Source organism: Dactylosporangium cerinum (genome assembly GCF_042653625.1).
GTDB lineage: Bacteria > Actinomycetota > Actinomycetes > Mycobacteriales > Micromonosporaceae > Dactylosporangium > Dactylosporangium cerinum.
In genome coordinates this window covers 135,755-157,765 of sequence record NZ_JBHSIU010000028.1, presented here as the reverse complement: position 1 = coordinate 157,765, position 22,011 = coordinate 135,755, and the positions used below count along the sequence as shown (strand labels likewise).

Annotated in this window: 22 protein-coding genes; 8 read left to right on the top strand and 14 right to left on the bottom strand. The window is 69.9% G+C overall.

Annotation, left to right across the window (positions count from 1 at the left end; all coding sequences use genetic code 11):
- Positions 1 to 23: 23 nt before the first annotated feature.
- Positions 24 to 392 carry a PPOX class F420-dependent oxidoreductase gene (locus ACFPIJ_RS23515; RefSeq protein WP_380117618.1) on the bottom strand — a complete coding sequence of 123 codons (369 nt, stop codon included), beginning with the start codon at positions 390 to 392 and terminating at the stop codon, positions 24 to 26.
- Between the two features lie 12 nt (positions 393 to 404).
- Positions 405 to 881 (bottom strand): 2-C-methyl-D-erythritol 2,4-cyclodiphosphate synthase, encoded by a 477-nt coding sequence (ispF, locus tag ACFPIJ_RS23510; RefSeq protein ID WP_380117326.1) that lies wholly within the window; start codon positions 879 to 881, stop codon positions 405 to 407.
- A 110-nt stretch (positions 882 to 991) separates the two neighbouring features.
- Here ispF and ACFPIJ_RS23505 point away from each other — a divergent pair, with 110 nt between their 5' ends.
- Positions 992 to 1,714 carry a TVP38/TMEM64 family protein gene (locus tag ACFPIJ_RS23505; RefSeq protein ID WP_380117325.1) on the top strand — a complete coding sequence of 241 codons (723 nt, stop codon included), beginning with the start codon at positions 992 to 994 and terminating at the stop codon, positions 1,712 to 1,714.
- Between the two features lie 337 nt (positions 1,715 to 2,051).
- Here the strand turns inward: ACFPIJ_RS23505 and ACFPIJ_RS23500 are convergent, their stop codons facing one another.
- The 4 genes from ACFPIJ_RS23500 to ACFPIJ_RS23485 all read right to left on the bottom strand — a co-directional run bounded on the left by ACFPIJ_RS23500 (position 2,052) and on the right by ACFPIJ_RS23485 (position 4,509).
- Positions 2,052 to 2,222 (bottom strand): hypothetical protein, encoded by a 171-nt coding sequence (locus tag ACFPIJ_RS23500; RefSeq protein ID WP_380117324.1) that lies wholly within the window; start codon positions 2,220 to 2,222, stop codon positions 2,052 to 2,054.
- Between the two features lie 413 nt (positions 2,223 to 2,635).
- Positions 2,636 to 3,163, bottom strand: coding sequence for a hypothetical protein (locus ACFPIJ_RS23495; RefSeq protein WP_380117323.1), 528 nt, complete (start codon positions 3,161 to 3,163; stop codon positions 2,636 to 2,638).
- Positions 3,164 to 3,165: 2 nt separating this feature from the next.
- Positions 3,166 to 3,984: an IspD/TarI family cytidylyltransferase gene (locus ACFPIJ_RS23490; protein WP_380117322.1), complete on the bottom strand. Its 819-nt coding sequence runs from the start codon at positions 3,982 to 3,984 to the stop codon at positions 3,166 to 3,168.
- A gap of 39 nt (positions 3,985 to 4,023) precedes the next feature.
- Positions 4,024 to 4,509, bottom strand: a complete 486-nt coding sequence (locus tag ACFPIJ_RS23485) for a CarD family transcriptional regulator (protein WP_033363204.1) — start codon at positions 4,507 to 4,509, stop codon at positions 4,024 to 4,026.
- 365 nt (positions 4,510 to 4,874) lie between these two features.
- Here ACFPIJ_RS23485 and ACFPIJ_RS23480 point away from each other — a divergent pair, with 365 nt between their 5' ends.
- Positions 4,875 to 5,654: a hypothetical protein gene (locus ACFPIJ_RS23480; RefSeq protein WP_380117321.1), complete on the top strand. Its 780-nt coding sequence runs from the start codon at positions 4,875 to 4,877 to the stop codon at positions 5,652 to 5,654.
- Here the strand turns inward: ACFPIJ_RS23480 and ACFPIJ_RS23475 are convergent.
- Positions 5,643 to 6,659: a type III polyketide synthase gene (locus tag ACFPIJ_RS23475; protein WP_380117320.1), complete on the bottom strand. Its 1,017-nt coding sequence runs from the start codon at positions 6,657 to 6,659 to the stop codon at positions 5,643 to 5,645. The genes ACFPIJ_RS23480 and ACFPIJ_RS23475 overlap by 12 nt on opposite strands.
- A gap of 20 nt (positions 6,660 to 6,679) precedes the next feature.
- A complete protein-coding gene (locus ACFPIJ_RS23470; protein WP_380117319.1) occupies positions 6,680 to 7,390 on the bottom strand; it encodes a methyltransferase domain-containing protein in 711 nt (236 codons plus the stop codon).
- A gap of 45 nt (positions 7,391 to 7,435) precedes the next feature.
- On the opposite strand from ACFPIJ_RS23470, the gene ACFPIJ_RS23465 reads away from it, so the two are divergent.
- The 3 genes from ACFPIJ_RS23465 to radA all read left to right on the top strand — a co-directional run bounded on the left by ACFPIJ_RS23465 (position 7,436) and on the right by radA (position 10,499).
- Positions 7,436 to 8,257 carry a UbiA family prenyltransferase gene (locus tag ACFPIJ_RS23465; RefSeq protein WP_380117318.1) on the top strand — a complete coding sequence of 274 codons (822 nt, stop codon included), beginning with the start codon at positions 7,436 to 7,438 and terminating at the stop codon, positions 8,255 to 8,257.
- 86 nt (positions 8,258 to 8,343) lie between these two features.
- Positions 8,344 to 9,057 carry a hypothetical protein gene (locus ACFPIJ_RS23460; RefSeq protein ID WP_380117317.1) on the top strand — a complete coding sequence of 238 codons (714 nt, stop codon included), beginning with the start codon at positions 8,344 to 8,346 and terminating at the stop codon, positions 9,055 to 9,057.
- 32 nt (positions 9,058 to 9,089) lie between these two features.
- Positions 9,090 to 10,499, top strand: coding sequence for a DNA repair protein RadA (gene radA / locus ACFPIJ_RS23455; protein ID WP_380117316.1), 1,410 nt, complete (start codon positions 9,090 to 9,092; stop codon positions 10,497 to 10,499).
- A gap of 1,065 nt (positions 10,500 to 11,564) precedes the next feature.
- On the opposite strand, the gene ACFPIJ_RS23450 is transcribed toward radA, so the two are convergent.
- Complete coding sequence (locus ACFPIJ_RS23450; protein ID WP_380117315.1) at positions 11,565 to 12,155, bottom strand: hypothetical protein; 591 nt, start codon at positions 12,153 to 12,155, stop codon at positions 11,565 to 11,567.
- Positions 12,156 to 12,277: 122 nt separating this feature from the next.
- Here ACFPIJ_RS23450 and disA point away from each other — a divergent pair, with 122 nt between their 5' ends.
- Complete coding sequence (disA, locus tag ACFPIJ_RS23445; protein ID WP_380117616.1) at positions 12,278 to 13,399, top strand: DNA integrity scanning diadenylate cyclase DisA; 1,122 nt, start codon at positions 12,278 to 12,280, stop codon at positions 13,397 to 13,399.
- Here the strand turns inward: disA and ACFPIJ_RS23440 are convergent.
- Genes ACFPIJ_RS23440 through ACFPIJ_RS23430 form a run of 3 tightly spaced genes read right to left on the bottom strand, consistent with a single transcriptional unit; the run spans position 13,396 to position 15,131 of the window.
- Positions 13,396 to 14,058, bottom strand: coding sequence for a hypothetical protein (locus ACFPIJ_RS23440; protein ID WP_380117314.1), 663 nt, complete (start codon positions 14,056 to 14,058; stop codon positions 13,396 to 13,398). The genes disA and ACFPIJ_RS23440 overlap by 4 nt on opposite strands.
- A gap of 60 nt (positions 14,059 to 14,118) precedes the next feature.
- Complete coding sequence (gene def, locus ACFPIJ_RS23435; protein WP_380117313.1) at positions 14,119 to 14,622, bottom strand: peptide deformylase; 504 nt, start codon at positions 14,620 to 14,622, stop codon at positions 14,119 to 14,121.
- Positions 14,619 to 15,131: a glycine cleavage system transcriptional repressor gene (locus tag ACFPIJ_RS23430; protein ID WP_380117312.1), complete on the bottom strand. Its 513-nt coding sequence runs from the start codon at positions 15,129 to 15,131 to the stop codon at positions 14,619 to 14,621. The genes def and ACFPIJ_RS23430 overlap by 4 nt, the downstream gene beginning before the upstream one ends.
- A 113-nt stretch (positions 15,132 to 15,244) precedes the next feature.
- On the opposite strand from ACFPIJ_RS23430, the gene ACFPIJ_RS23425 reads away from it, so the two are divergent.
- A complete protein-coding gene (locus ACFPIJ_RS23425; protein WP_380117311.1) occupies positions 15,245 to 16,021 on the top strand; it encodes an HhH-GPD family protein in 777 nt (258 codons plus the stop codon).
- An 85-nt stretch (positions 16,022 to 16,106) separates the two neighbouring features.
- Positions 16,107 to 17,009, top strand: coding sequence for a polysaccharide deacetylase family protein (locus ACFPIJ_RS23420; protein ID WP_380117310.1), 903 nt, complete (start codon positions 16,107 to 16,109; stop codon positions 17,007 to 17,009).
- Here the strand turns inward: ACFPIJ_RS23420 and ACFPIJ_RS23415 are convergent.
- The gene (locus ACFPIJ_RS23415) at positions 16,997 to 17,965 is read right to left on the bottom strand and encodes a hypothetical protein (protein WP_380117309.1); all 969 of its coding nucleotides are present in this window, start codon (positions 17,963 to 17,965) and stop codon (positions 16,997 to 16,999) included. The genes ACFPIJ_RS23420 and ACFPIJ_RS23415 overlap by 13 nt on opposite strands.
- Before the next feature lie 1,134 nt (positions 17,966 to 19,099).
- Positions 19,100 to 21,637, bottom strand: a complete 2,538-nt coding sequence (locus ACFPIJ_RS23410; protein ID WP_380117308.1) for an ATP-dependent Clp protease ATP-binding subunit — start codon at positions 21,635 to 21,637, stop codon at positions 19,100 to 19,102.
- Positions 21,638 to 22,011: the final 374 nt, after the last annotated feature.

Sequence of the window (22,011 nt, the reverse complement as noted above, 5' to 3'; positions counted from 1 at the left end):
GTTGGGTGCTTTTTTCTGCTTATCTAGTGTTCGATGATCTTCGTGGCGGTCACGCGGCAGACCACCCGCGTGACGCCGGGAACCTTCTCGACGAACGGCTTGCCGTCGTACAGGCGGCTGAGCTCGTCGATCAGCTCCGGGCCACCCTCCTCCACCAGGCCGACCGTGCCGCGGATCTCGACGTAGCGGTACGGGTTCGCCGGGTCGTACACGCAGATCGACACCCGTGGGTCGCGCTCCATGTTGCGGGTCTTGCGGCGCCCCCGGATCGTCGAGAAGACGACATCGTCACCGTCGTGCTTGGCCCAGATCACGCTGGACTGCGGCGCGCCGTCCGGGTTGATCGTGCTGAGCACCAGAAACGCCCGGCGGTCCAGCAGCTCACGCAACATCTCGTTCAAGGCTCATCCCTTCGGTACCGGATAGATCAACGCTACGGCGGTGGCGGCCAGCCCCTCACCCCGCCCGGTGAACCCGAGCCCGTCGGTCGTGGTGCCCGACAGCCGGACGATCGCCCCGATCGCCTGCTTCAACGTGTCCTCCGCCTCGGCCCGGCGCCGGCCGACCTTCGGAGCCACCCCGATGACCTGCACGGACACGTTGCCGATCTCGTACCCGGCCTCGCGGACCAGCCTGGCGGCCTCAGCGAGCAGCGTCACCCCTTTGGCGTTCGCCCATTCCGGGCGGCCCGTGCCGAAGATCGCCCCGAGGTCACCCAGCCCGGCCGCGGACAGCAACGCGTCGCAGATCGCATGGGCCGCGACGTCCCCGTCCGAGTGCCCGGCGAGCCCGTCGACCCCGTCCCATTTGAGCCCCGCAACCCAGCACTCACGGCCCTTTTCGAACGCGTGTACATCGGTCCCGTTGCCGATCAGCATCATTTCCAGATCACTTCGGGAGGGTACGACGATTGGTGCGCAATCGTGAACTTCTGGTTGCTGAGCCGTCATCGGACTCGGCATCCTGGCGTTCCGGGCCTAGGCTAGGTCGGGTGCGCAGCGACCAGACGACCCCGAAAGCCCCACGGCAGTGGTGGCGCTCCGGAGCCGCCGTGCGCTTCGGGCTGCTTGCCCTGCTGGTCGCGACGTTGTCCGTGGTGATGCTGATCATTCACCCGGATAAATCGTCGCTCACCCATGCCGTGGGCCCCAACCACCCGTTCGCCCCGGCGATCGCCGTTTTCGGCGCCGCCCTGTTGACCACCGCCCTGGTCCCCCGGACCCTCCTCGCCGGCGTCGGCGGGGTGCTGTTCGGCTTCGCCGGCGGCGTCCTGTACATCATGGCCGGCGTCACCCTCGGCGCCCTGATCGCCTACACGATCGGCCACCTCCTGGGCCGCGACTTCATGGCCCGCCACCTCAGCGGCCGCTTCCTCGCCATCGAGCAGGCCGTCGCCAACCGCGGCATCATCGCCGTCATCATCTCGCGGATGATCCCGTTCGTGCCGTTCTGCGTCGCCAACTACGTCTTCGGCACGACCCGCGTCCGCGGCACCACCTTCATCGCCGGCACCATGCTCGGCGCCCTGCCGGCCACGATCGCGTACGCGGCCCTCGGCTCCGCCACGGCCCGCGGCGACACGCTCGGCATGTCCCTGGCCGGCGCGATGATCGCCACGCTGGGCATCGGCGGCTCGATCGGCACCTACCTCGTGTGGCGCCGCCGCCCCCGCAAGCAGCCGGCCATCGCACCCGTGTCGGCCGCACCCGCCTGACCTTCGGCCCGTTCCTTTTCCTGACCTTCCCGGCCCCGCGGCGCTCGTGCGCCCCGGGGCCGGCGTCGTTTGAAGCCGCTCCGGGCTGATCGAGACGAACTTGCGGTCGCCCGGGCAGCCACCGCTTCCTGAGAATCACCCCGCGGTTGAGTCACTCCGCAGTCGTGCTGGCCGCACCAGGGGTGAGTGCCGGCGAACTCGCGCGGAGCGTCGAGAAGCAGCCGGCCACGACTGCGGCGCCGCGAACTCCGGCCCCGCTCCGTCACACACCACCGGACCGGGCGCACGAGCTTGCGCACGCGATCGAAGCCGCCCCACGGCCGCCTCACGACTTCGATCAACCAATCACGTGATCAACTGACGCACCGCGCTTGATCCGACGCCAGCGTCCATCTCCGGCCCGCAGCAGCGGCATGACCGACGGCGCCGCCTGCAACGCGACCACCCCACCACCGTGATCGAAGTCGTGCACGGGCTGCGCGGACAGCCGACCGGCGACTTCGATCACCAGGGAGATCCACTCCCGATGCCACACAGGCAGGCAACGAGGCCTGATCCGGACCGAGCAGCGGGGCACGCGGGGATCGTTGCCGGATCCGGACATCAGCAGCGCCAACCGAGCGGCGGACATGCGGCGTCGTTGCCAGATCCCCCCACAACCCGAGGGATCCCGAGCACCTGACCCCGGCGATCATTCGGCTTGTCGCGCCACCATCCGCCCGACAAGGCCTCTCACAGGTCGAAGTCGGCGCAACGGCCACTGGCGCGTCGCACACACCCCACGTGCCGCGATCGAAGTCGTGCAGTGGCCACCTGGACGTCCACCGCACGGCTTCGATCAAGCGGCGCACGGTCAGACGGCGGGAGAGCTGGGCGGTTCGGCGATCGAGAAGTGCGCAAACAGGGACGATGCCGGCGCGGTCATGCTGGTCGGCGCATGGTTGCGGCGGCTCGGCGGTGGGCGAAGGACTCGATCCTGGCGAGGTCGCTCGGGCGGAGGCCGCGGCGGGGGTGCGGGCGGATCAGCAGGCCGCGCCCGCCGGCGGTCAGCTCGTCGGCCAAGGGACCTGCGGCGGGCACGGCGGTGTCGTCGGTCCACACCAGGCGGCGGCGCTCGGCGAGGACCCGACGAGCGGCGGCCAGCTTCACGGCATCGGTGCCCTCCACCGCGGCCAGCTCGGCGGCGGTCAGCGCCCGGCCCAGCGGCGGCAGGTCGAACAGCCGCTCCAGCGCGTCGGCGTCCGGGCACCAGGTCGTGCACCAGCGCACCTCGACGACACCGGCGACGGCCAGGCGGCGGATGCGGGTGATCAGCGGGGGCGCCCACCGGATCGGCCAGTCCACACCCTGTGACCGCGCGACGCCACGGCGCAGCTCAGGGCCCCATAGGGGGCGGCGGGTGTTGATCACGCCGTCGACGTCGAGCAGCCAGACTGGCGGGTGGCTCACGGTCAGAACAGCAGCTCGGCGACGGCCAGGTCGAACGGGCGGGTGATCTTCATGGCCGCCTCGGAACCCGGCACGGTGTGCACGGCGACGCCGATCTTCTCGGCCATGCCGGCGTCGTCGGTGTGTTCGTCGACGGCGGCGGCGTGTGCGCTGGTCAGGACGTCGCGGCGGAAGCCCTGGGGGGTCTGGACGGCACGCAGGACGGAGCGGTCCACGGTGCCGACGACGACGCCGGAATTGTCCACTTGCTTTATGGTGTCGACCACCGCAAGAACGGGTATGACCGCGCCGTGCCCCCCTCGCACCGCGTCCGCGACTGCCTCCACCAGCTCCGGTGGGGTCAGTGCCCGAGCCGCGTCATGGACCAGCACGATGCCGAACTCGTCGGGCACCGCGGCCAGCGCGGCGGCCACCGACGCCTGTCGGCTCGCCCCACCGGCGACCACGATCAGCCGCACACCCGGAGCAGCACCGAAACCGCCAGAAGCGCCGGCACCATCAAGAGCGCCGGAGCCATCAAGAGCAACGGACCCGTCAAAGGCACCGGAAGTTACCAGCGCAGGCTCAGCCGCCACACAGGTCTCACCGGCAACAATGGAGCTCAACAGCACGGTGACGTCGTCCACGGCATCCGCTGGAGCGGCGACGACGATGCAGCCGACGCTGGGGGCCAGAGCCACCCGGCGAACGGCGTGCACGAGCAGCGGCTCCCCTCGCAGGAGCCGCAGTGCCTTCGGCGCGCCGGGGCCCAGTCGGACCCCCATGCCCGCAGCAGGCACGAGGACCGCGACGTCACCACGCACACGGAAGTGCGCCGTCACGTCGCGGTCCTCGTCTTCAGTGATAGCCGGGCTGAAATGTCAGGCCTCGGTCAGCACCTTGTCCAGCAGCGTCTCGGCCTCATCCTTGGTGCTCTTCTCAGCAAGCGCCACCTCGCCGACCAGGATGTCCCGAGCCTTGGCCAGCATGCGCTTCTCGCCGGCCGACAAACCACGCTCCCGGTCACGGCGCCACAGGTCACGCACGACCTCAGCGACCTTGAGCGGATTGCCGGAGGCCAACTTCTCCAGATTCGCCTTGTACCGCCGCGACCAGTTGGTCGGCTCCTCGGTGTGCGGAGCGCGGAGGACGTCGAAGACCTTGGTCAGGCCTTCCTCGCCAACCACCTCGCGCACGCCGACGATCTCGGCGTTTTCGGCGGGCACCCGCACCGTCAAGTCACCCTGAGCGACCCTGAGGACGAGATACTGCTTCTCCTCGCCCCTGACGACCCGAGTCTCGATTGCCTCGATGAGTGCGGCCCCGTGGTGGGGGTAGACAACGGTCTCGCCGACACTGAAAACCATAGGTTCGAAACCCCTTTCGCTGTGTCTAGGGTAACACGGTCACGCGCTGTCGTCCCACCCCAGAGAGCAGCATTCGCGCAGGTCAGAACACATGTGAGTCCCCTTTCTCCCGCTTGACATGAATCGTGGAACCTGCTGCGTAACGGATCAACAACCCAGGGCACGCGCAAATGCGCAGGCAGTAGGACATATCTGATTGATTGTCACGAGTGCGTACAGATCACTCAACGACTCCCTCGAACAGCACTCTCCGTGATGCTACCAGCGGCGGAGCGTGGGAAACTCTTCATGCATCTCGATGGGTACGCCTCTGGCGCGCAGCCGTCAGGTGAGGGAAAGTTAAGGCAGGTGCGAGGAGAACAGCGATGGGCACGCTGCGCGGCGACAACGGCGGTGGTGAGCGACCACAAGACGGTGGTGGCCTGCCCGACCTGCCCCCTGAGTGGGGCACGATCATCATTCCCGACGATGCGGGCGCACTCGACGACGAGGGCACATCGATCCGTCGACAATTCCGCCGTGCCGCAATCCGCCGTCGCTGGCGCCGCCGGCTGCACCTGAGGCCGGAGCCGATCGGCCGGACCGACGACGATTCTCCCGGGCTTGCGGTGCCGTTGCTGATCATGTCGATCGCCGTCATCGCGACGCTGGTCAGTCTGTTCGCCGTCGCATGGCCCCGGCGCAATCCCAACGGCACGCCGCAGCTCGCCCCGTCGTCCCCGGCCGCGGTGGTCTCCCTGGCGGGGCTCAGCCTGTTCGACCAGGACGGCAAGTCGGTGCCGCTCCGCGAGCTCACCCCGGCCGTGATCCTGCTCGTCGACGGGTGCAGCTGCGAGGAGCTCATCACCGGCACCGTCGCGGCCGTCGCCGCCAGCAAGGCCCCGTCCACGCAGGTGCTGCTGGTCGGCGTCCGGGCGCCGACGGTGCCCTCGGGGCTCAACGACAAGGTAAAGGTGCGTGCGTTCGCCGACCCCAACAGCTCGGTCCGCGCGGCCGTGCCGTTCCTGGCCCCCAGCCGCACCACGGCCGCCATCCTGGTCGCCGCCAACGGCACGATGATCCGGGCGGTCAGCTCGGTGACGAGCGCCAGTTCCTTCGACACCGAGCTGGCCAACCTCGCGGTGGCACCCGCCTCAACCGCGTAGCAGCGTCCCGTACAACGTCAGGCCTGGGCCGAACGCCAGTGCGACCGTGTTCTTCGGCGGACCGGCCGCGCGGCGGCGCAACGCGTCGATGATCAGCAGCACCGTCGGCGACGAGCAGTTGCCGTGCTCGGCGAGCGTTCCCCGCGACTCGGCAAGGGCCGACTCCGGCAATTCGAGCCGGTCCCGGACCACGTCGAGGATTCGCGGGCCGCCCGGGTGCACCGCCCAGCCGTCCACGTCGGCGAGGGTCAGGCCGTGCCGGGAGAGCAGATCACCGACCAGGTCCGCGACGTAGATCGACAGGACGTCGGGCACCTTCGGCGACAGGCCCATCCGGAACCCGAGGTCCGTCACGTCCCAGGTCATGTGGTCGGCGGTCGCGGTGTCGGTCACGGCCGCTATCTCAGCGACCGTCTGACCGGCAGCACTCGGGACCAGTACCACCGCAGCAGCCGCATCGGAGAAGAGCGCGTGCGCCACGATCTGCTGGGGATCTTCGCTGGGCGGCTGGACGTGCAGGCTGGTCAGCTCGAGGCAGAGCAGCACCGCCGGGCGCCCGCGGGCCGACACGAAATCCGTCGCGGCGCCGAGGCCGGGCAGCGCGGCGTAGCAGCCCATGTGGCCGATGAAGAGCCGCTGCGTGGTCGGGGCCATGCCCAGGTCGCGGGCCAGGAGGATGTCGAGGCCGGGGGTGGCGTACCCCGTGCACGAACACACCACGAACAACCCGATCTCATCCGGTCGCAGGCCGGCCGCGTCCAGCGCGCTGCTGACCGCGTCCTTGCCCAACGGGAGCGCCTCGGTCAGGTACCGACCCATGCGTTTCGCGGTCGACCAGCTCGACGCGTCCTCCAGGAGCGGGTTCACCGCCCCGTGCCGGCTGACCACGCCGGAGTTCTCGAAGATCCGCTTGGCCAGTCCCTTGCGGGAGCCGTTGTAGTGCCGCTCGAAGAAGCCCGACCACACCTCGTCCTGGCGCATCGGGCCCGGGAATGTCACACCCATGCCTGCGATCGCGGCACCTGTCACTGGGTCCCCTTTCTGCCGCGCCCCTGGTAGAGGATCGCGGTGGTGAACGTCGGCACGATCGGCACAGCGTTACGGCGGGTCACCAGCCATCGGGCGAGCGCGGGCAGCGTCGGTCGGACGCCCCGCACCTCGATCGGCACGCCGTTGCCCGCGCACGCCTTCTGCAGCGCGCGCGGGTCGACGAGCATGGCTGGGTCGTGAATGCCACGGACCGCGGGAATGATCGCCTCGGCGAGCCGGACCGCGATCAGCCGCGATGCGGCGGTGTCAGCCAGGGTGTCGAGCACCAGCCAGCCACCGGGTCTCAGGATGCGGCACGCCTCGGCGACGACCGCCGGCCAGTCGGGCACGTGCTCCAGCAGTTCACCTGCGCTGACGACGTCGGCGACACCGTCGGCGAACGGCAACCGCCGCACATCCGCCAGCACGGGCGTCACGCCGTGCGCGGCGGCCTGCTCCAGGCCGGACACGATCAGGTCGACGCCGACGTGTCGATACCCCTTGTCGGCGACGTGCGGAGCGAGCAGCCCGCCGCCGCAGCCGAGATCGACGAGCACGGCGCCGTCGCGCTCCGCGGGCGGGATGAGCCGGGCGCGGGCACGGGCCAGCCAGTACAGCATCGACAGCGGCGACCCAGGACGCCACCACTCCCCGGCCAGGTCGTCATACTGACCCGGGTCGTTACGCGCCCGGCGCGTCGATCGCATGGATCGAGACTGACACGGAACCCCTCCGACAGCCACACTTGCCGGATGTCCGTAGCTCGCTCAATCGTCCGCGCCAGCCACCCGGAGCCGGCGGTCGCGGTCACGGCGGTCGCCGCGCTGCTGTCGTTCGGACTCGGAAGACCCTGGCCGGGCGTGGTTGCGGCTGCTGCGACGGTGCTGGCAAGCCAGCTCTCGATCGGTTGGATCAACGACGCGCTGGACGCTCCGCGGGATGCCCTGGTCGGGCGATCGGACAAACCGGTTGCCTCCGGCGTGTTGTCACGGCGGCTGGTTGTCGTTCTCGGCGCTTGCGCGGCACTGCTTTGTGCATCTTTAGGATTTTTGTCCGGCGTGACTGCCGGATTTGTCGCCCTGGTGGCCCTGGTCTCGGCGCTGCTCTACGACTGGCCGCTGAAGTCCACACCGGTGTCGGTGCTGCCGTACGCGGTGTCGTTCGCCTGCCTGCCCGCCTTCGTGGTGCTCGGCGCCGGCCTCGACCCGCCGTTGTGGCTGCTGTTCGCCGGCGGCCTGCTCGGCGCGGGCGCGCACTTCGTCAACACGCTGCCCGACCTGGACGACGACGTGCGCACCGGCGTCCGCGGCCTGCCACACCTCATCGGCCGGCGCGGGTCACTCGGCGCCGCGGCCGTCCTGCTGCTGCTCGCGACCGTGTTCCTGGCCTTCGGACCGCCCGGGCCACCGCCGCTGCTGTTCTGGCCCACCCTCGCGGTGGCCCTGATCGTGCTTTCCGCAGGTGTCTACGCCATGCGCCGCGACCCCAGATCCCGCGTCCCTTTCCTGTCGGTCATCGCCGTGGCACTCATCGATGTGGCATTTCTGCTGGTCAGCGGCTTGAACCTGGAATGACCGGTGCAGTGTCAGGGTGCGCGTAATCGGCCGATCAACGGCATCTAGGCTGTACTCGGCCGCCCGATCCAGATGGAGGACCCAAGGTGACGCGTACGATTCCGGCTGCCCGCCGCTTGGGGCTGGGCGCCGCGCTGGCGGCTTCCGCAGTGCTCGGCGTCGGCCTGCTCTCCGCGTGCAGCGCCGGTCAGATCACGCAGACCGACAACCAGGTCGCCGCGGTGCCGGGCATCAGTGCTCAGAGCAAGGACGGCCTGATCGCGCTGCGCGAGGGCGTCGTGGCGTATTCCGACGGGTACAAGGCCGGCAGCGTCGTGCCGATCGAGGTGCGGCTGTTCAACAACGCCCGCCAGTCGGTGAAGCTGACCAGCGTGACGGCCGGGTCCGCCGGCAGCGTCGTGCTGGTGGGTGAGGCGTCCGCGGCTCCTGCCATCACTTCTGCGCCTCCGCCGCCGCCTTCTGTTTCCGCGTCCGGCTCCAAGTCGGCCTCTTCCTCGCCGTCCGCGTCGAAATCGCCGACGCCTCCACCCCCGCCGGCCCCGGTGGGTTCGTCGAAGATCAGCGTGGAGATCCCGGTCGGCGGGTTCGTGGCGCTGAGCCAGGGCACCAAGACCTACCTCGCGGTCGAGAAGCTCACCGGCGAGGCGCTGCCCGCCGGCACCGCGCTGGCGGACGTGACGTTCACCTTCACGTATGCGGACGGCACCACCACCACGATCAACCTGCCCGAGCTGCCGATGACGGTGCCGGCGAGCCCGCTGCCGAAGCCGAGCCCGGTCGTGGGGCACGAGGAAGAGTAATTTTTGTCGTACCCCTGGGCTAGTTTTCGGGGGTGACGAAGACCAAGGGCGCCGCCTATCAGTGCGACGTGTGTGGGCACCGGCCGGCCAAGTGGATCGGGCGGTGCCCCGAGTGCGGTGAGTGGGGCTCGATCATCGAGTCCTCTCCATTGGCCGCGCTCGGCCCCTCCGCCCTGCGCACCGTGCCCAGCCGCGCCCCGCTGGAGCCGGCCCGCCCGATCGCCGAGATCAGCGCCGCGCCGGCCCAGGCCCGCCCGACCGGCGTGGCCGAGTTCGACCGCGTCCTCGGCGGCGGCATCGTCCCCGGCGCGGTCGTCCTGCTCGCCGGCGAGCCCGGCGTCGGCAAGTCCACCCTCCTGCTCGACGTCGCCCAGCAATGGGCCAAGCACGGCGACACCCCGTCCCTCATGATCAGCGGCGAGGAGTCCGTCAGCCAGGTCCGGCTCCGCGCCGAGCGCATCGGCGCCCTGCACGAGCGGCTCTACCTGGCCGCCGAGAGCGACCTGGGCGCCGTCCTGGGCCACCTGGACGCGGTCAAGCCCGGCCTGCTCATCCTCGACTCGGTGCAGACCATCTCCGCCCCCGGTACCGACGGCGTGGCCGGCGGCGTCACCCAGGTCCGCGCCGTCACCGCCGCCCTCGTCGCCATCGCCAAGGAGCGCGGCCTCGCCACCGTCCTCGTCGGCCACGTCACCAAGGACGGCAACGTCGCCGGCCCCCGCGTCCTGGAGCACCTGGTCGACGTCGTGCTCAACTTCGAGGGCGACAAGCACTCCTCGCTGCGCATGGTCCGCGGCCTGAAGAACCGCTTCGGCGCCGCCGACGAGGTGGGCTGCTTCGAGATGCACGAGGGCGGCATCACCAGCCTCCCCGACCCCAGCGGCCTGTTCCTCACCCGCTACGCCGACGCCGTCTCCGGCACCTGCGTCTCCGTCGCCATGGAGGGCCGCCGCGCCCTCGTCGCCGAGGTCCAGACCCTGATCGGTGCCCAGACCCCCGGCTCCCCCCGCCGCACGGTCAGCGGCCTCGACTCCGCCCGCCTCGCCATGATCATCGCCGTGCTCCAGCAACGCGCCCAGATCCAGCTCCACGACCGCGAGGTGTATGCGGCGACGGTCGGCGGCTTACGTGTCACCGAGCCGGCCGTCGACCTGGCCCTGGCGCTCGCCGCCGCGTCGGCCGCCCACGACCTGCCGATGCCACCCGACCTGGTCGTCGTCGGGGAGGTCGGGCTGACCGGCGAGGTGCGCCGGGTGGGGGCGGTGCCGCGGCGGCTGGCGGAGGCGGCGCGGCTCGGGTTCCGGTTCGCCCTCGTCCCACCGGGCTGCGGACCAGCCGCCACGGGCGTCACGCCGCCGGGGATGCGGGTCTTGGAGGTCGGGGACGTGCGGACGGCTTTGCACTACGCGGTCAAGGCCTCCAGCGAGGTCGACCCCCGCTGAGCCCTGCCGTGCCGGGTTGCTGCCCGGCTCGCATCACTTGCCGGGGTGGGCTCGTCGAGACGAGGTCGCCGGGGGGCGCTGTTGTCCGGTGCAGCTCACGTGCGGCACAGGCGGGAAGAGTCAGTTGGCCGGCTGAGGCGTGCCCGGCTCGCGTGCCGGTGATCAGCAGGAGGGTGCGGTTGACCGGGGGCGACCAGTAGGTCCCGTCGATCAAAGCTGGCAAACGGCTTGTGGACCCACCACTGGAAGCTGTCGCGCGGCTGGCTGAGCGAGATTGACCATGGCGTTCGCGGTCTCGGGCTCGCCGCGGACTGTCCGGATCTGGGATCGTTCGCCCGGCGGATCGTTCGCACCGCAGATCGCCCGCCCAAGCAAGGAATGCCCGATCAGTGTCCGCTTGCCAGCGCGCTGCGGCTCTTCTCCGCTTCTAGGCTGATCTTCTCGATGATCGAAGGAGCGCCCTGGCCGCGCGGGTAGCCGGAACCATCCTTCGATCTTGACTCCAAGACCGAAGGAGCGAGAAGACGCGGGGCGGCGCCCGACGCATGGGACGACTCGCCGCTCTCAGCCACCGCTTGCACCCAGGACTCTTGGTCGAAGGAGCGGTCGGGTCACCTGGGCGACCGGATCCGTCCTTCGATCACCGGCCGAGCCGACCCCGGTCCGCAGCCGCAGCGCGGGAAGATTCAGCCCCAGGACGGGTTCAGATTGGCCCGGTACGCCGCGCTACCTGGTCGATCGCTGTCCACCGGCGATCAGTAATCCACCAGGTAGTTCATGATTGCCGGTGCGGTGCGGTGCGGCTCTTCTCCGCTCCTAGGTTGATCTTCTCGATGATCGAAGGAGCGCCCAGGCCGCGCGGGTGGCCAGAACCGTGCTTCGATCACGGTCGCAAGATCCGCCCGCCGCCCGCTGAGCACCCCGCACTCCGCACTCCGCGCCCCCTCGTGATCGAAGTCGCGGACTGGCTGCGCGCGACCATGGGACGACTTCGATCACCCGGCAAGATCCACGCGAAGCCGGAATCACGGCCGAGGCGGGCCAGCCCGCAGCGCAGTAAGAGGGTCAGCCGCGGGACGGGTTCAGGTGGTTGGCGATCAGCACCTGGTCCGGGGCGAACGCGGCCAGCGCCGCCAGCTGGCCGTCCGGGCCGCCGGCGAAGTCGCGCAAGCGGACCGCGACATCGAAGCCGCTGGCGCGCTTCGACGGGGTCTTCGACAGCTCACGGACGACGTTCTGGTCCAGCCAGGCGGGGTTGGTGCCGGTACGGTCCAGGCCCGCCCTGAGCCTCACCAGCAGGTACCGCTCCCCGCCGACCTCCATCAGCGTCACCTGCGCCACCCGCGACCACGGCAGGACCAGGGTGCGGATCCAGCCGGGGCGGACGGTGAGGGCGAAGTGGTTGGCGCCGACCCGGGGGCGGCGGGCAACGGCGAGGACGAACGGGATGGCGCCCACCGCGGCCAGGAAAGCAGTCCACAGCGGAAGGGTGGCGAGTGGATTGGAAGCGCCCGAGGGGAGGACGGACGGTTCGTCGGCGAAGAGGCCGCGCACGAGGCCGACGGCGAGGGCGGCGGAGAGGACGTACCACGCCAGGGTGACCAGGGAGCGGGACGGGAAACTGCGCCGCCACTCGATCCGCTCCGGACCGGCCACCGGTGGGACCTCACAGACATCAACTACGATCCATCAGCTGATGGCGTCCGCCCACTCTACGGGCTGGGTCGATACCGCACCAGCACAGGATGTCCAACCATCCGTAGACTGTGCGGGTGCCGATCGACCGCGAGCCCAGCAGGGGCGGTTCCCATACCGGCCTCAACGGGGCCTGGGCCGTCGCCGACCCGTTGCGTGCGACGCTCGCCCTGATGGCGCCGGGGACGGTGCTGCGGGACGGGCTCGAGCGCATTCTGAGGGGGCGCACGGGCGCCCTGATCGTGCTCGGCTACGACAAGGTGGTCGAGCAGTTGTGCACGGGCGGGTTCCCGCTGGACGTCGAGTTCTCCGCGACGCGGCTCCGCGAGCTGTGCAAAATGGACGGTGCTGTCGTCCTGTCGAGTGACGGCACGAGAATTGTCCGGGCCGCGGTGCACCTGATGCCGGACCCGACGATCCCGTCGGAGGAGTCGGGGACGCGGCACCGCACGGCGGAGCGGGTCGCCAAGCAGGCGGGGTTCCCGGTGATCTCCGTCAGCCAGTCGATGCGGATCATCGGCCTGTATGTCAATGGGCAGCGGCACGTGCTGGACGACTCGGCCGCCATCCTGTCCAAGGCGAATCAGGCACTGGCGACGCTTGAGCGATACAAGCTGCGCCTCGACGAAGTCAGCGGGACCCTTTCGGCGCTGGAGATCGAGGATCTGGTCACCGTGCGCGACGCGGTGGCGGTGGTGCAGCGGCTGGAGATGGTGCGCCGGATCGCGGACGAGATCGCGGGCTACGTGGTGGAGCTCGGCACGGACGGGCGGCTGCTGGCGTTGCAGCTGGAGGAGCTGATGGCCGGCGTCGAGGCGGATCGCACGCTGGTGATCCGCGACTACCTGCCGTCGGGGCGGCGCAGCCGTTCCTCCGACGACGCACTGGACGAGCTGGACGCGTTGACGGCGACGGAGCTCATCGACCTGGTCGCGGTCGCGAAGTCGCTGGGATATCCCGGGGCGAGCGACGCGCTGGATGCCGCGGTGTCGCCGCGTGGGTTCCGGCTGCTGGCGAAGGTGCCCAGGCTGCCCACCCTGGTCGTGGACCGGCTGGTCGAGCACTTCGGCAGCCTGCAGCGGCTGCTCGGCGCGACTGTCGAGGACCTGCAGGCCGTCGACGGCGTCGGCGACGCAAGGGCGCGCGGCGTGCGGGAAGGCCTGAGCCGCCTGGCCGAGGCCTCAATTTTGGAGCGGTACGTCTAGGTCAGCTGGACCTGCACCGGCGCGCTGAACTTCGTGTCCAGGCGGCCGACCAGCTCATACTTGCCCGCCGGCGGGATCTCCCGGTTGACGCAGCCGTTGTTGCTGGCCTTGCCGTTCCAGTTGGTCGAGAACGACACCTCGATCGACGGCTTGAGCGTCGTGGGTTGGCTGCCGTGCGGCGCGTCGCAGTGGTCCGACGACCACATCTTCAGGGCGCCGACCTGCAGGTACAGCTCCTGGAAATCGGCACCGAGGTCGCGGGTGCAGTCCCGGGACGAGATGTTCTTGATCTTGAGAGTGAACTTGAGGTACGCCCCGCGGAACTGCACCGGCATCTCCGGCGAAGCGGCCAGGCTGAGGTCGGCGTCGGCGCAGACCGGAATTCCCGAGGCGGCCGCCGGCGTCGAGGACACCGCGGACGCCGAGGACGCCGCCGAGGTCGGCGAGACCGGATCGCCGGTGGTCGGGGTCTGCAGCGTGGGCGTCGGGTCGGCCGAGACACTGGTGGCCGGCGACTTCGCCGAGGACGGGGTCCGCTTCGGATCCGGCCCGGAGCACTGCGTCCAGAGCAGGAGCACCACGATGAGCAGCGCCCCGCCGATGATGGCGCGACGCCGCCAGTACACGCCAGCGGGAAGCGGGCCAACCGTCAGCTTCATGATGCACTCACCGTATCGAGGGAACGGGTAGCGAACGGGGCGGCGCGCCGTGTAGACCGCTCAGAGATAGACCTTGCGGGCGTAAACGGCATGCGCGCCGGCAACACGATCAAGGAACAGTAACCCAGAGCAATGGTCGATCTCGTGCTGTAAAGCCCTCGCCTCGAACGCGTCGGTAGTGATCTCGATCTCTTCGCCGGTGCCGGGAAGCTGGCCGGCGACGACGAGCCGGTTGGCGCGCTTCACGTCACCGGTGAGGTCCGGCACGGACATGCAGCCCTCGCGGCCCTTCTGCCACTGCGACGCCTCGACCACCCGGGCGTTGCACAGCACGAGCGTGCCGTGCACGGTGCGGGCCTTCGGATGGCCGGTCACGTCGACCGCGAACACCTGCGCACCGACGCCGACCTGCGGCGCGGCCAGCCCGACGCAGCCGGGCGAGACCCGCATCGTGTCGACCAGGTCCGTGGCCAGCTGGACGATGTCGGCGGCGAGCGGGTCCACGGTCTTGCCCGCCGCGCCCAGCACCGCGGCCGGCGCCTGGACGACCTGCAGGACGGTCACATCAGATCCGCTTCGGCGGGGCGCAGCGTCGCCTCGACCCCGAGCTCCCCAGCGACCCGGTCGATCGCGGCGGCAAGCTCCGACATCTCCCCGGGCGCGTCGACCTCTGCCACGACGACATAGAGGTTGCCGGCCAGCCGGGTCGTCAGATCGGTGATGTTGCCACCCGCTGCCGCCACGGTACGGCTCAGCGCCGCCACAATCCCGAGCCGGTCAGCCCCGTGGACCGTCAGCACGTAATGCTCACCGCGCGGCGGCTCGACCAGATCCTCGCCGACCTCCCGGACGGTGACCAGCAGCGTCCGGCCGGCGGTCAGCGGCGCGAGCGCCGACTCGACCTCGCCGGCGGACACGGACCCGGCGCAGACCAGCGTCATCGCGAAGTGCCCGCGCAGGCGGGTCATCGTCGAGTCGGTGAGGTTCAGGCCCAGCCCGGCGAGGATCTCCGCGACGTCGGCGATGATGCCGGGACGGTCGTGGCCGATGACGGTGACGGCGTACTCGTTCACCTGGCTTATCCTTCCTTATCGCCTCTCTCGCCATTGCACAGACCGTCACCCGTTGGTACGACGCCAACGCCCGTGACCTCCCCTGGCGGCAGCCCGACGCGACGCCGTGGGGTGTGCTGGTCAGCGAGGTCATGCTGCAGCAGACCCAGGTGTCGCGGGTCGACCCCGCCTGGCGCCGCTGGATGGAACGCTGGCCCACGCCCGCGCACCTGGCCGCCGACCCGCCCGGCGAGGCCATCCGCGCCTGGGACCGGCTCGGCTACCCACGGCGCGCCCTGCGGCTGCACGCCTGCGCCGCCGCGATCGTGGAGCGGCACGACGGCGAGGTGCCCGACGACGTCGACGCGCTGCTCGCGTTGCCGGGCATCGGCATGTACACGGCCCGGGCGGTCGCCGCGTTCGCCTTCCGCCAGCGCCACCCCGTCGTGGACACCAACGTCCGCCGGGTCGTGGCCAGGGTCGTCGACGGCACGGCCGACGGCGGCGCCGCGACCACCCCCGCCGACCTGCGGGCCGTCGAGGTCCTGCTGCCCGAGGACCACGAGGCGGCGGCCGTCGCGTCGGTCGCGTTCATGGAGCTGGGTGCGGTGATCTGCACCGCCCGGGCACCACGCTGCGACGACTGTCCACTGTCAGCCATCTGCGCCTGGCGTACCGCCGGCTCGCCGCCCGCCACCGGACCGAGCCGGCGCACCCAGCGGTACCACGGCACCGACCGCCACGTGCGCGGCCTCCTCCTCGCCGTCCTGCGGGCCAGCGACGATCCGGTGCCCGCCGCGCGCCTCGACCTGGTCTGGGACGACGAGGTCCAACGCGGCCGGGCGCTTGCCGGGCTGCTCGAGGACGGACTGGTCCGCGAGCGGGCGGGGACATTCACGCTCCCCGGGTGATGCCGAAGGTTGCAACCGGTTCATCTAGTTTTTCCCACACTTTCCGGGCCTCCGATCACGCGCGTCCATGGATAGGCTCGGCGGCGTGCTCATCCCTCATGTCCGGGCACGCCGGGCCGTCGCCGCGCTGATCGCCGTCGCGACGCTGGCGGGTTGCGGCGCGTCCCCATCCGGCAGCCCCAAGTGGACAGAGGCCGGCGGATCGCAGGCGGCCTCGTCCAGCGCGTTCCCGGTGTCACCGGCCGGCACAACGCCGTCCGGCTCGCCTTCTGCTTCTGCCTCTTCCTCGCCTTCGGCGAAGCCGACCAAGACGCAGACCACCGCCGCGGCACCGCCCGCCGGCACCAGCTACGCCGACCGGCTGCCGAAGTTCGACCGCCCACCCAAGGCCGACAAGGTCCAGCTGCCCGAGGGCACGTCGGTGCAGTACTACTCCCGCATCCCGACCGAGCAGCCCGTCGCGTTCATCACCATCGACGACGGCCAGATCAAGCGCCCCGAGGCGCTCGAGCTCATCAAGCAGGCAGGCGTTCCGGTCACCCTCTTCCTGATGATCGACGCGATCAGGAACGACCCGCCGTACTTCAAGCGCCTCCAGGACGCCGGCGCCGTGATCGAGGCGCACACGGTCACCCACCAGAACCTCAAGGGCAAGTCCTACTCGGTCCAGCGCAGAGAGATCTGCGACTCCGCGGACAAGCTCGGGCAGTGGTACGGCCGCCGCCCCGTCCTCTTCCGCCCGCCCTACGGCGAGAAGGACGCCACGACGCTGAAGGCCGCCTACGACTGCGGCATGCACGCCGCGTTCTTCTGGAAGGAAACCGTCGACAAGGGCATCGTGCGCTACCAGGCCGGCAACACGGTCCAGCGCGGCGACATCATCCTGATGCATTTCCGCGACCGTTTCGTCGACGACTTCATCGCCGCCCTCCAGGCCATCAAGGCCGCCGGCCTCACACCTGCCCTCCTCGAGGACTACATTCCCTGAAACGCCTCCAGCAGCGCCCGCCGTTCCGGCTCAGCCAACGGCAGGCGCTGCTGGATTGTTTCCCGCAGCGGCTCCGGTACGCCGTAGCGCCCGCCCTTGCCGTACACCGGCAGCACGATGGGCGGCAACCCACCCAGATCCTCAGTGAGATCCAGCGCGTCAGCGGTCGCGGCGTCGATCGCCGGCAGGTGCGCCAGCCGCCGCACGAACTCCCGCTCATCATGGTGCAACGCCTGCAGCAGCACCCCGACCAGATGATCCCGCAGCGGCCCGTCGACCCGGGCCAACTGCCGCAGGCTGGCCCCCCGATCCGCCACCGGCAGCCGCGCCAGCCACGCCGCCGCCAACCCCACCAGCGCCGGCCACCCCCCGGTCAACAGGTGCAGATCCGGCGCCAGCCGATCCGCCCCGGCCGCGTCCGCCAGCGCCCCCGCCAGCACCTGGTACGTCTCATCCTCAGCAAACTCCAGATGCCCAGCCCCGAGCCGATCAACGGCCGCCACAGGAATCGGCTCCCGCCCACTGAGCACCAGCGGCACAACCCCGACCAACTTGACGATGCTCCGCCACTCGGGCCCATCGACCGCCAGCCGCTCCACCCCGTCCAACACCGTCACGGCACCCGTGCCGACCGCCGGCACCTGCCCGTTCTCCAACTGCACCAGAACCGCGCCGCGCGGCTCGGCCCACTGCTGCAACAGCGTGCTCTTCCCCGCCCCACTGCCGGCCACAACCACCACCACCGGCTGAACCCCGCCCTCGACCAGCTCCGACTCGCCGTCCCGCTCGCGCTCCGGGCCTGGCCCCGGTTCCGGCGTCAGGTGCGGCGTTGACGACGGCGTCGAGTCCGCGAACGCCCGATCAAGCCGGGCCAGCAGCCCGGGCCGGACGATCGGCCGCGGCGACGCCGGCCGCCCGAACCGCGCCGCCCCGAAATCCCGCCACCACCCAGTCACGCCAGGCAACGTAACCCGCCAACCCCCTCTCCGGTCGCCCGATGTGTCCCACCTCGCCACCAACTCCACCCGAGCGTGACACCACCCGCCCACTTCGATCCGTGAAAGGCCTTGTCAAACGGTTGCCGGCCGCGACAAGCCGAACCATCGCCTGGGTCAGACACCCGGGGATCCTTCGGCTTGTGGGAATCCGGGGTGTCGGAATCCGGCAACGACGCCACGTGCCCGCGCCCGATGTCGCTGCCGATGTCTAGGTCAACCTCGTTGCCCGCGTGTCCTGCGCCGAGAGTGGATCTCCCTCTCGGCCCGTCTGTTCTGAGCCGGGAGCGGATCTCCCGGTGATCGAAGTCGCCAGCTGGCTGTCCACACAGCCCGTGCACGACTTCGATCACGGCCGCAGGGCACGGGGCAACCCGTAACGCGGGCGTGGGCAGCCCGAAACGCCGGGGGCACGCGGCACGGGCAAGCCGCAGCGCGGGGTGCGATGGATCGACCATCTCGCGGCCATGATCAAAGGTCGGATCTGGTTGTCCTGATGGCGCTCCTGGCACGGGGCCGAACGCCAGTTCTCATGATCCGGAAGACTTTGTGTACCCCTGACTACCCAAGGTCTTCCGGATCACAGAGCAGGTCAGTGGAAGGCTGGGACGATCGATCGGCTGGCGTGACACCGAGCCGGGCAGGCGATCGAACCTGCCGGGCGAACCATCGCACCGGCCACCGAGCAGGAGCCGGGAGAACCTCGGCGGAGTGGTGAACGACGCAAAGGCTGCCGGTCCTGCGGAAATCGCCAGGAAACAGGCGAAGGGGCAAGTGCGCCGAGCCGGAACGGGAGGAGAAGCGCACGGCCTGCCAGCAACAAACGCGGCCGTGGCGGGCCCAAAAGAAGCAGGTGGCGGGCGCCACGGAAACGGGGTGCGTCCCGACTTGAAAGGAAAGGACGGGGTGGACTCCCCGGCTTGAAACAGGCGGAAACGGAGTGCGCCCCCGGCTTGAAGCGGACGGAAACGGAGTGGCCCCCGGCCTGAGAACGGGCGGGAGCGGGGTGACCCCCGATTTGCAACGGGTGGGGAAAGGGAAAGGCCCCCGGCCGGTGAAACGGTCGGGGGCCTCTCCTGTGGTGCTGGAGCCTACTTAGGCTGCTGACTCCTCGGCGGAGCCGCCCTTGGTCAGCTCGGCCGGGACGCCATCCGGGACGTCGCCCGGGCGGTCGGCACCGTTGAAGACCAGCTTGGCCTTCTCGAACTGGGCGGGGTCGCCCTCGCAGTCGATGACGACGATCTGGCCCGGGCGGAGCTCGTTGAACAGGATGCGCTCGGAGAGTGCGTCCTCGATCTCCCGCTGGATCGTGCGGCGCAGCGGCCGCGCGCCCAGCACCGGGTCATAGCCCTTGTTGGCCAGGAACTTCTTCGCGTTGTCGGTCAGCTCGAGGCCCATGTCCTTGTTGCGGAGCTGGGACTCGATGCGGGCGATCATCAGGTCCACGATGCCCAGGATCTGGTCCTGCATGAGCTGGTGGAAGACGATCGTGTCGTCGATGCGGTTGAGGAACTCCGGGCGGAAGTGCTGCTTCAGCTCGTCGTTGACCTTCTGCTTCATCCGCTCGTAGTTGGACTCGTTGTCCTCCGACGCCTGGAAGCCCAGGGACACGGCCTTGGCCACGTCGCGGGTGCCCAGGTTGGTGGTCAGGATGATCACCGTGTTCTTGAAGTCCACGATGCGGCCCTGACCGTCGGTGAGACGGCCGTCTTCGAGGATCTGCAGGAGCGTGTTGAACACGTCCGGGTGGGCCTTCTCGATCTCGTCGAAGAGGACCACCGAGAACGGCCGCCGGCGGACCTTCTCGGTCAGCTGGCCACCCTCGTCGTAGCCGACGTATCCGGGGGGCGCGCCGACGAGGCGGGACACCGTGTAGCGGTCGTGGAACTCGGACATGTCGAGCTGGATCAGCGCGTCCTCGGAGCCGAAGAGGAACTCGGCGAGCGCCTTGGACAGCTCCGTCTTCCCGACGCCGGACGGGCCGGCGAAGATGAACGAGCCGGACGGGCGCTTCGGGTCCTTCAGGCCGGCCCGGGTGCGCCGGATGGCCTTCGAGACCGCCTTGACCGCGTCGTCCTGGCCGACGAGGCGCTTGTGCAGCTCGTCCTCCATGCGCAGGAGCCGTGCGGTCTCCTCCTCGGTCAGCTTGTAGACCGGGATGCCGGTCCAGTTCGCCAGGACCTCGGCGATCTGCTCGTCGTCGACCTCGGACACGACGTCCAGGTCGCCGGCCTTCCACTCCTTCTCGCGCTGCGCCTTCTGACCGAGCAGCTGCTTCTCCTTGTCGCGCAGCTGCGCGGCACGCTCGAAGTCCTGTGCGTCGATCGCGGACTCCTTGTCGCGGCGCACCTGTGCGATGCGCTCGTCGAAGTCACGCAGGTCTGGCGGCGCGGTCATCCGGCGGATGCGCATCCGCGCGCCGGCCTCGTCGATCAGGTCGATCGCCTTGTCCGGCAGGAAGCGGTCGGAGATGTAGCGGTCGGCCAGGGTGGCGGCAGCGACCAGGGCGGCGTCGGTGATCGTCACCCGGTGGTGCGCCTCGTAACGGTCGCGCAGGCCCTTGAGGATCTCGATGGTGTGCGCCAGCGACGGCTCACCCACCTGGATCGGCTGGAAGCGGCGCTCGAGCGCGGCGTCCTTCTCGAGGTGCTTGCGGTATTCGTCGAGGGTGGTCGCACCGATGGTCTGCAGCTCGCCACGGGCCAGCATCGGCTTGAGGATGGACGCGGCGTCGATCGCGCCCTCAGCGGCACCGGCACCGACGAGGGTGTGGATCTCGTCGATGAACAGGATGATGTCGCCGCGGGTGCGGATCTCCTTGAGGACCTTCTTCAGGCGCTCCTCGAAGTCACCGCGGTAGCGGGAGCCGGCGACGAGCGCACCGAGGTCGAGCGTGTAGAGCTGCTTGTCCTTGAGCGTCTCGGGCACCTCGCCCTTGATGATCCGCTGGGACAGGCCCTCGACCACGGCGGTCTTGCCGACACCGGGCTCGCCGATGAGCACCGGGTTGTTCTTGGTGCGGCGGGACAGGACCTGCATGACCCGCTCGATTTCCTTCTCGCGCCCGATGACCGGGTCGAGCTTGCCTTCGCGGGCAGCCTGGGTGAGGTTTCGACCGAACTGGTCGAGCACCAGGCTGGTCGACGGAGCGGCCTCGCCGGGGGCGCCGGTGCCGGCTGCAGCCGGCTCTTTGCCCTGGTAGCCGGAGAGCAGCTGGATGACCTGCTGGCGGACCCGGTTGAGGTCGGCGCCGAGCTTCACGAGGACCTGGGCAGCGACGCCCTCACCCTCGCGGATCAGACCCAGCAGGATGTGCTCCGTGCCGATGTAGTTGTGCCCGAGCTGCAGCGCCTCGCGCAGGGACAGCTCCAGCACCTTTTTGGCGCGTGGCGTGAACGGGATGTGCCCGCTCGGCGCCTGCTGCCCCTGGCCGATGATCTCCTCGACCTGCTGGCGGACACCCTCCAGCGAGATGCCGAGGCTCTCAAGCGCCTTGGCCGCCACGCCCTCACCCTCGTGGATGAGGCCGAGCAGGATGTGCTCGGTGCCGATGTAGTTGTGGTTGAGCATCCGGGCTTCTTCCTGCGCCAGGACGACAACCCGTCGTGCTCGGTCGGTGAACCGCTCGAACATCCCTGCTCCTTCACGTGCCGTGTCCGTCGCCGCCGCCCCTGCCGCGGAACCCCCCTTGGGAGGTCGCCACGCCGAAGCTCTGTCGGACGCCAACGTGACCGTGCCATCACTCTATCGCCGTAGGCCGACACATTGCGGGTGTGCGCCATTGCCGCACCCCACGATCGGACCATGTCGCAGTCGTCGTGTGGTACTTGCTTACCCGCCGGGAACGCGTGTACCCGGCGTTTTGCCCAACGCGAGCATCCGCTGCCTTGTTCCGGCGGGCCCGCCCGTACGCCAAGAGCGAAATCGACGCCAGATGCAAGTCACCCACCGTAGCTAGTTGACTACGGTGGGCGCACGCTGCCGAAAGAACCCCAAAACGACCGCTC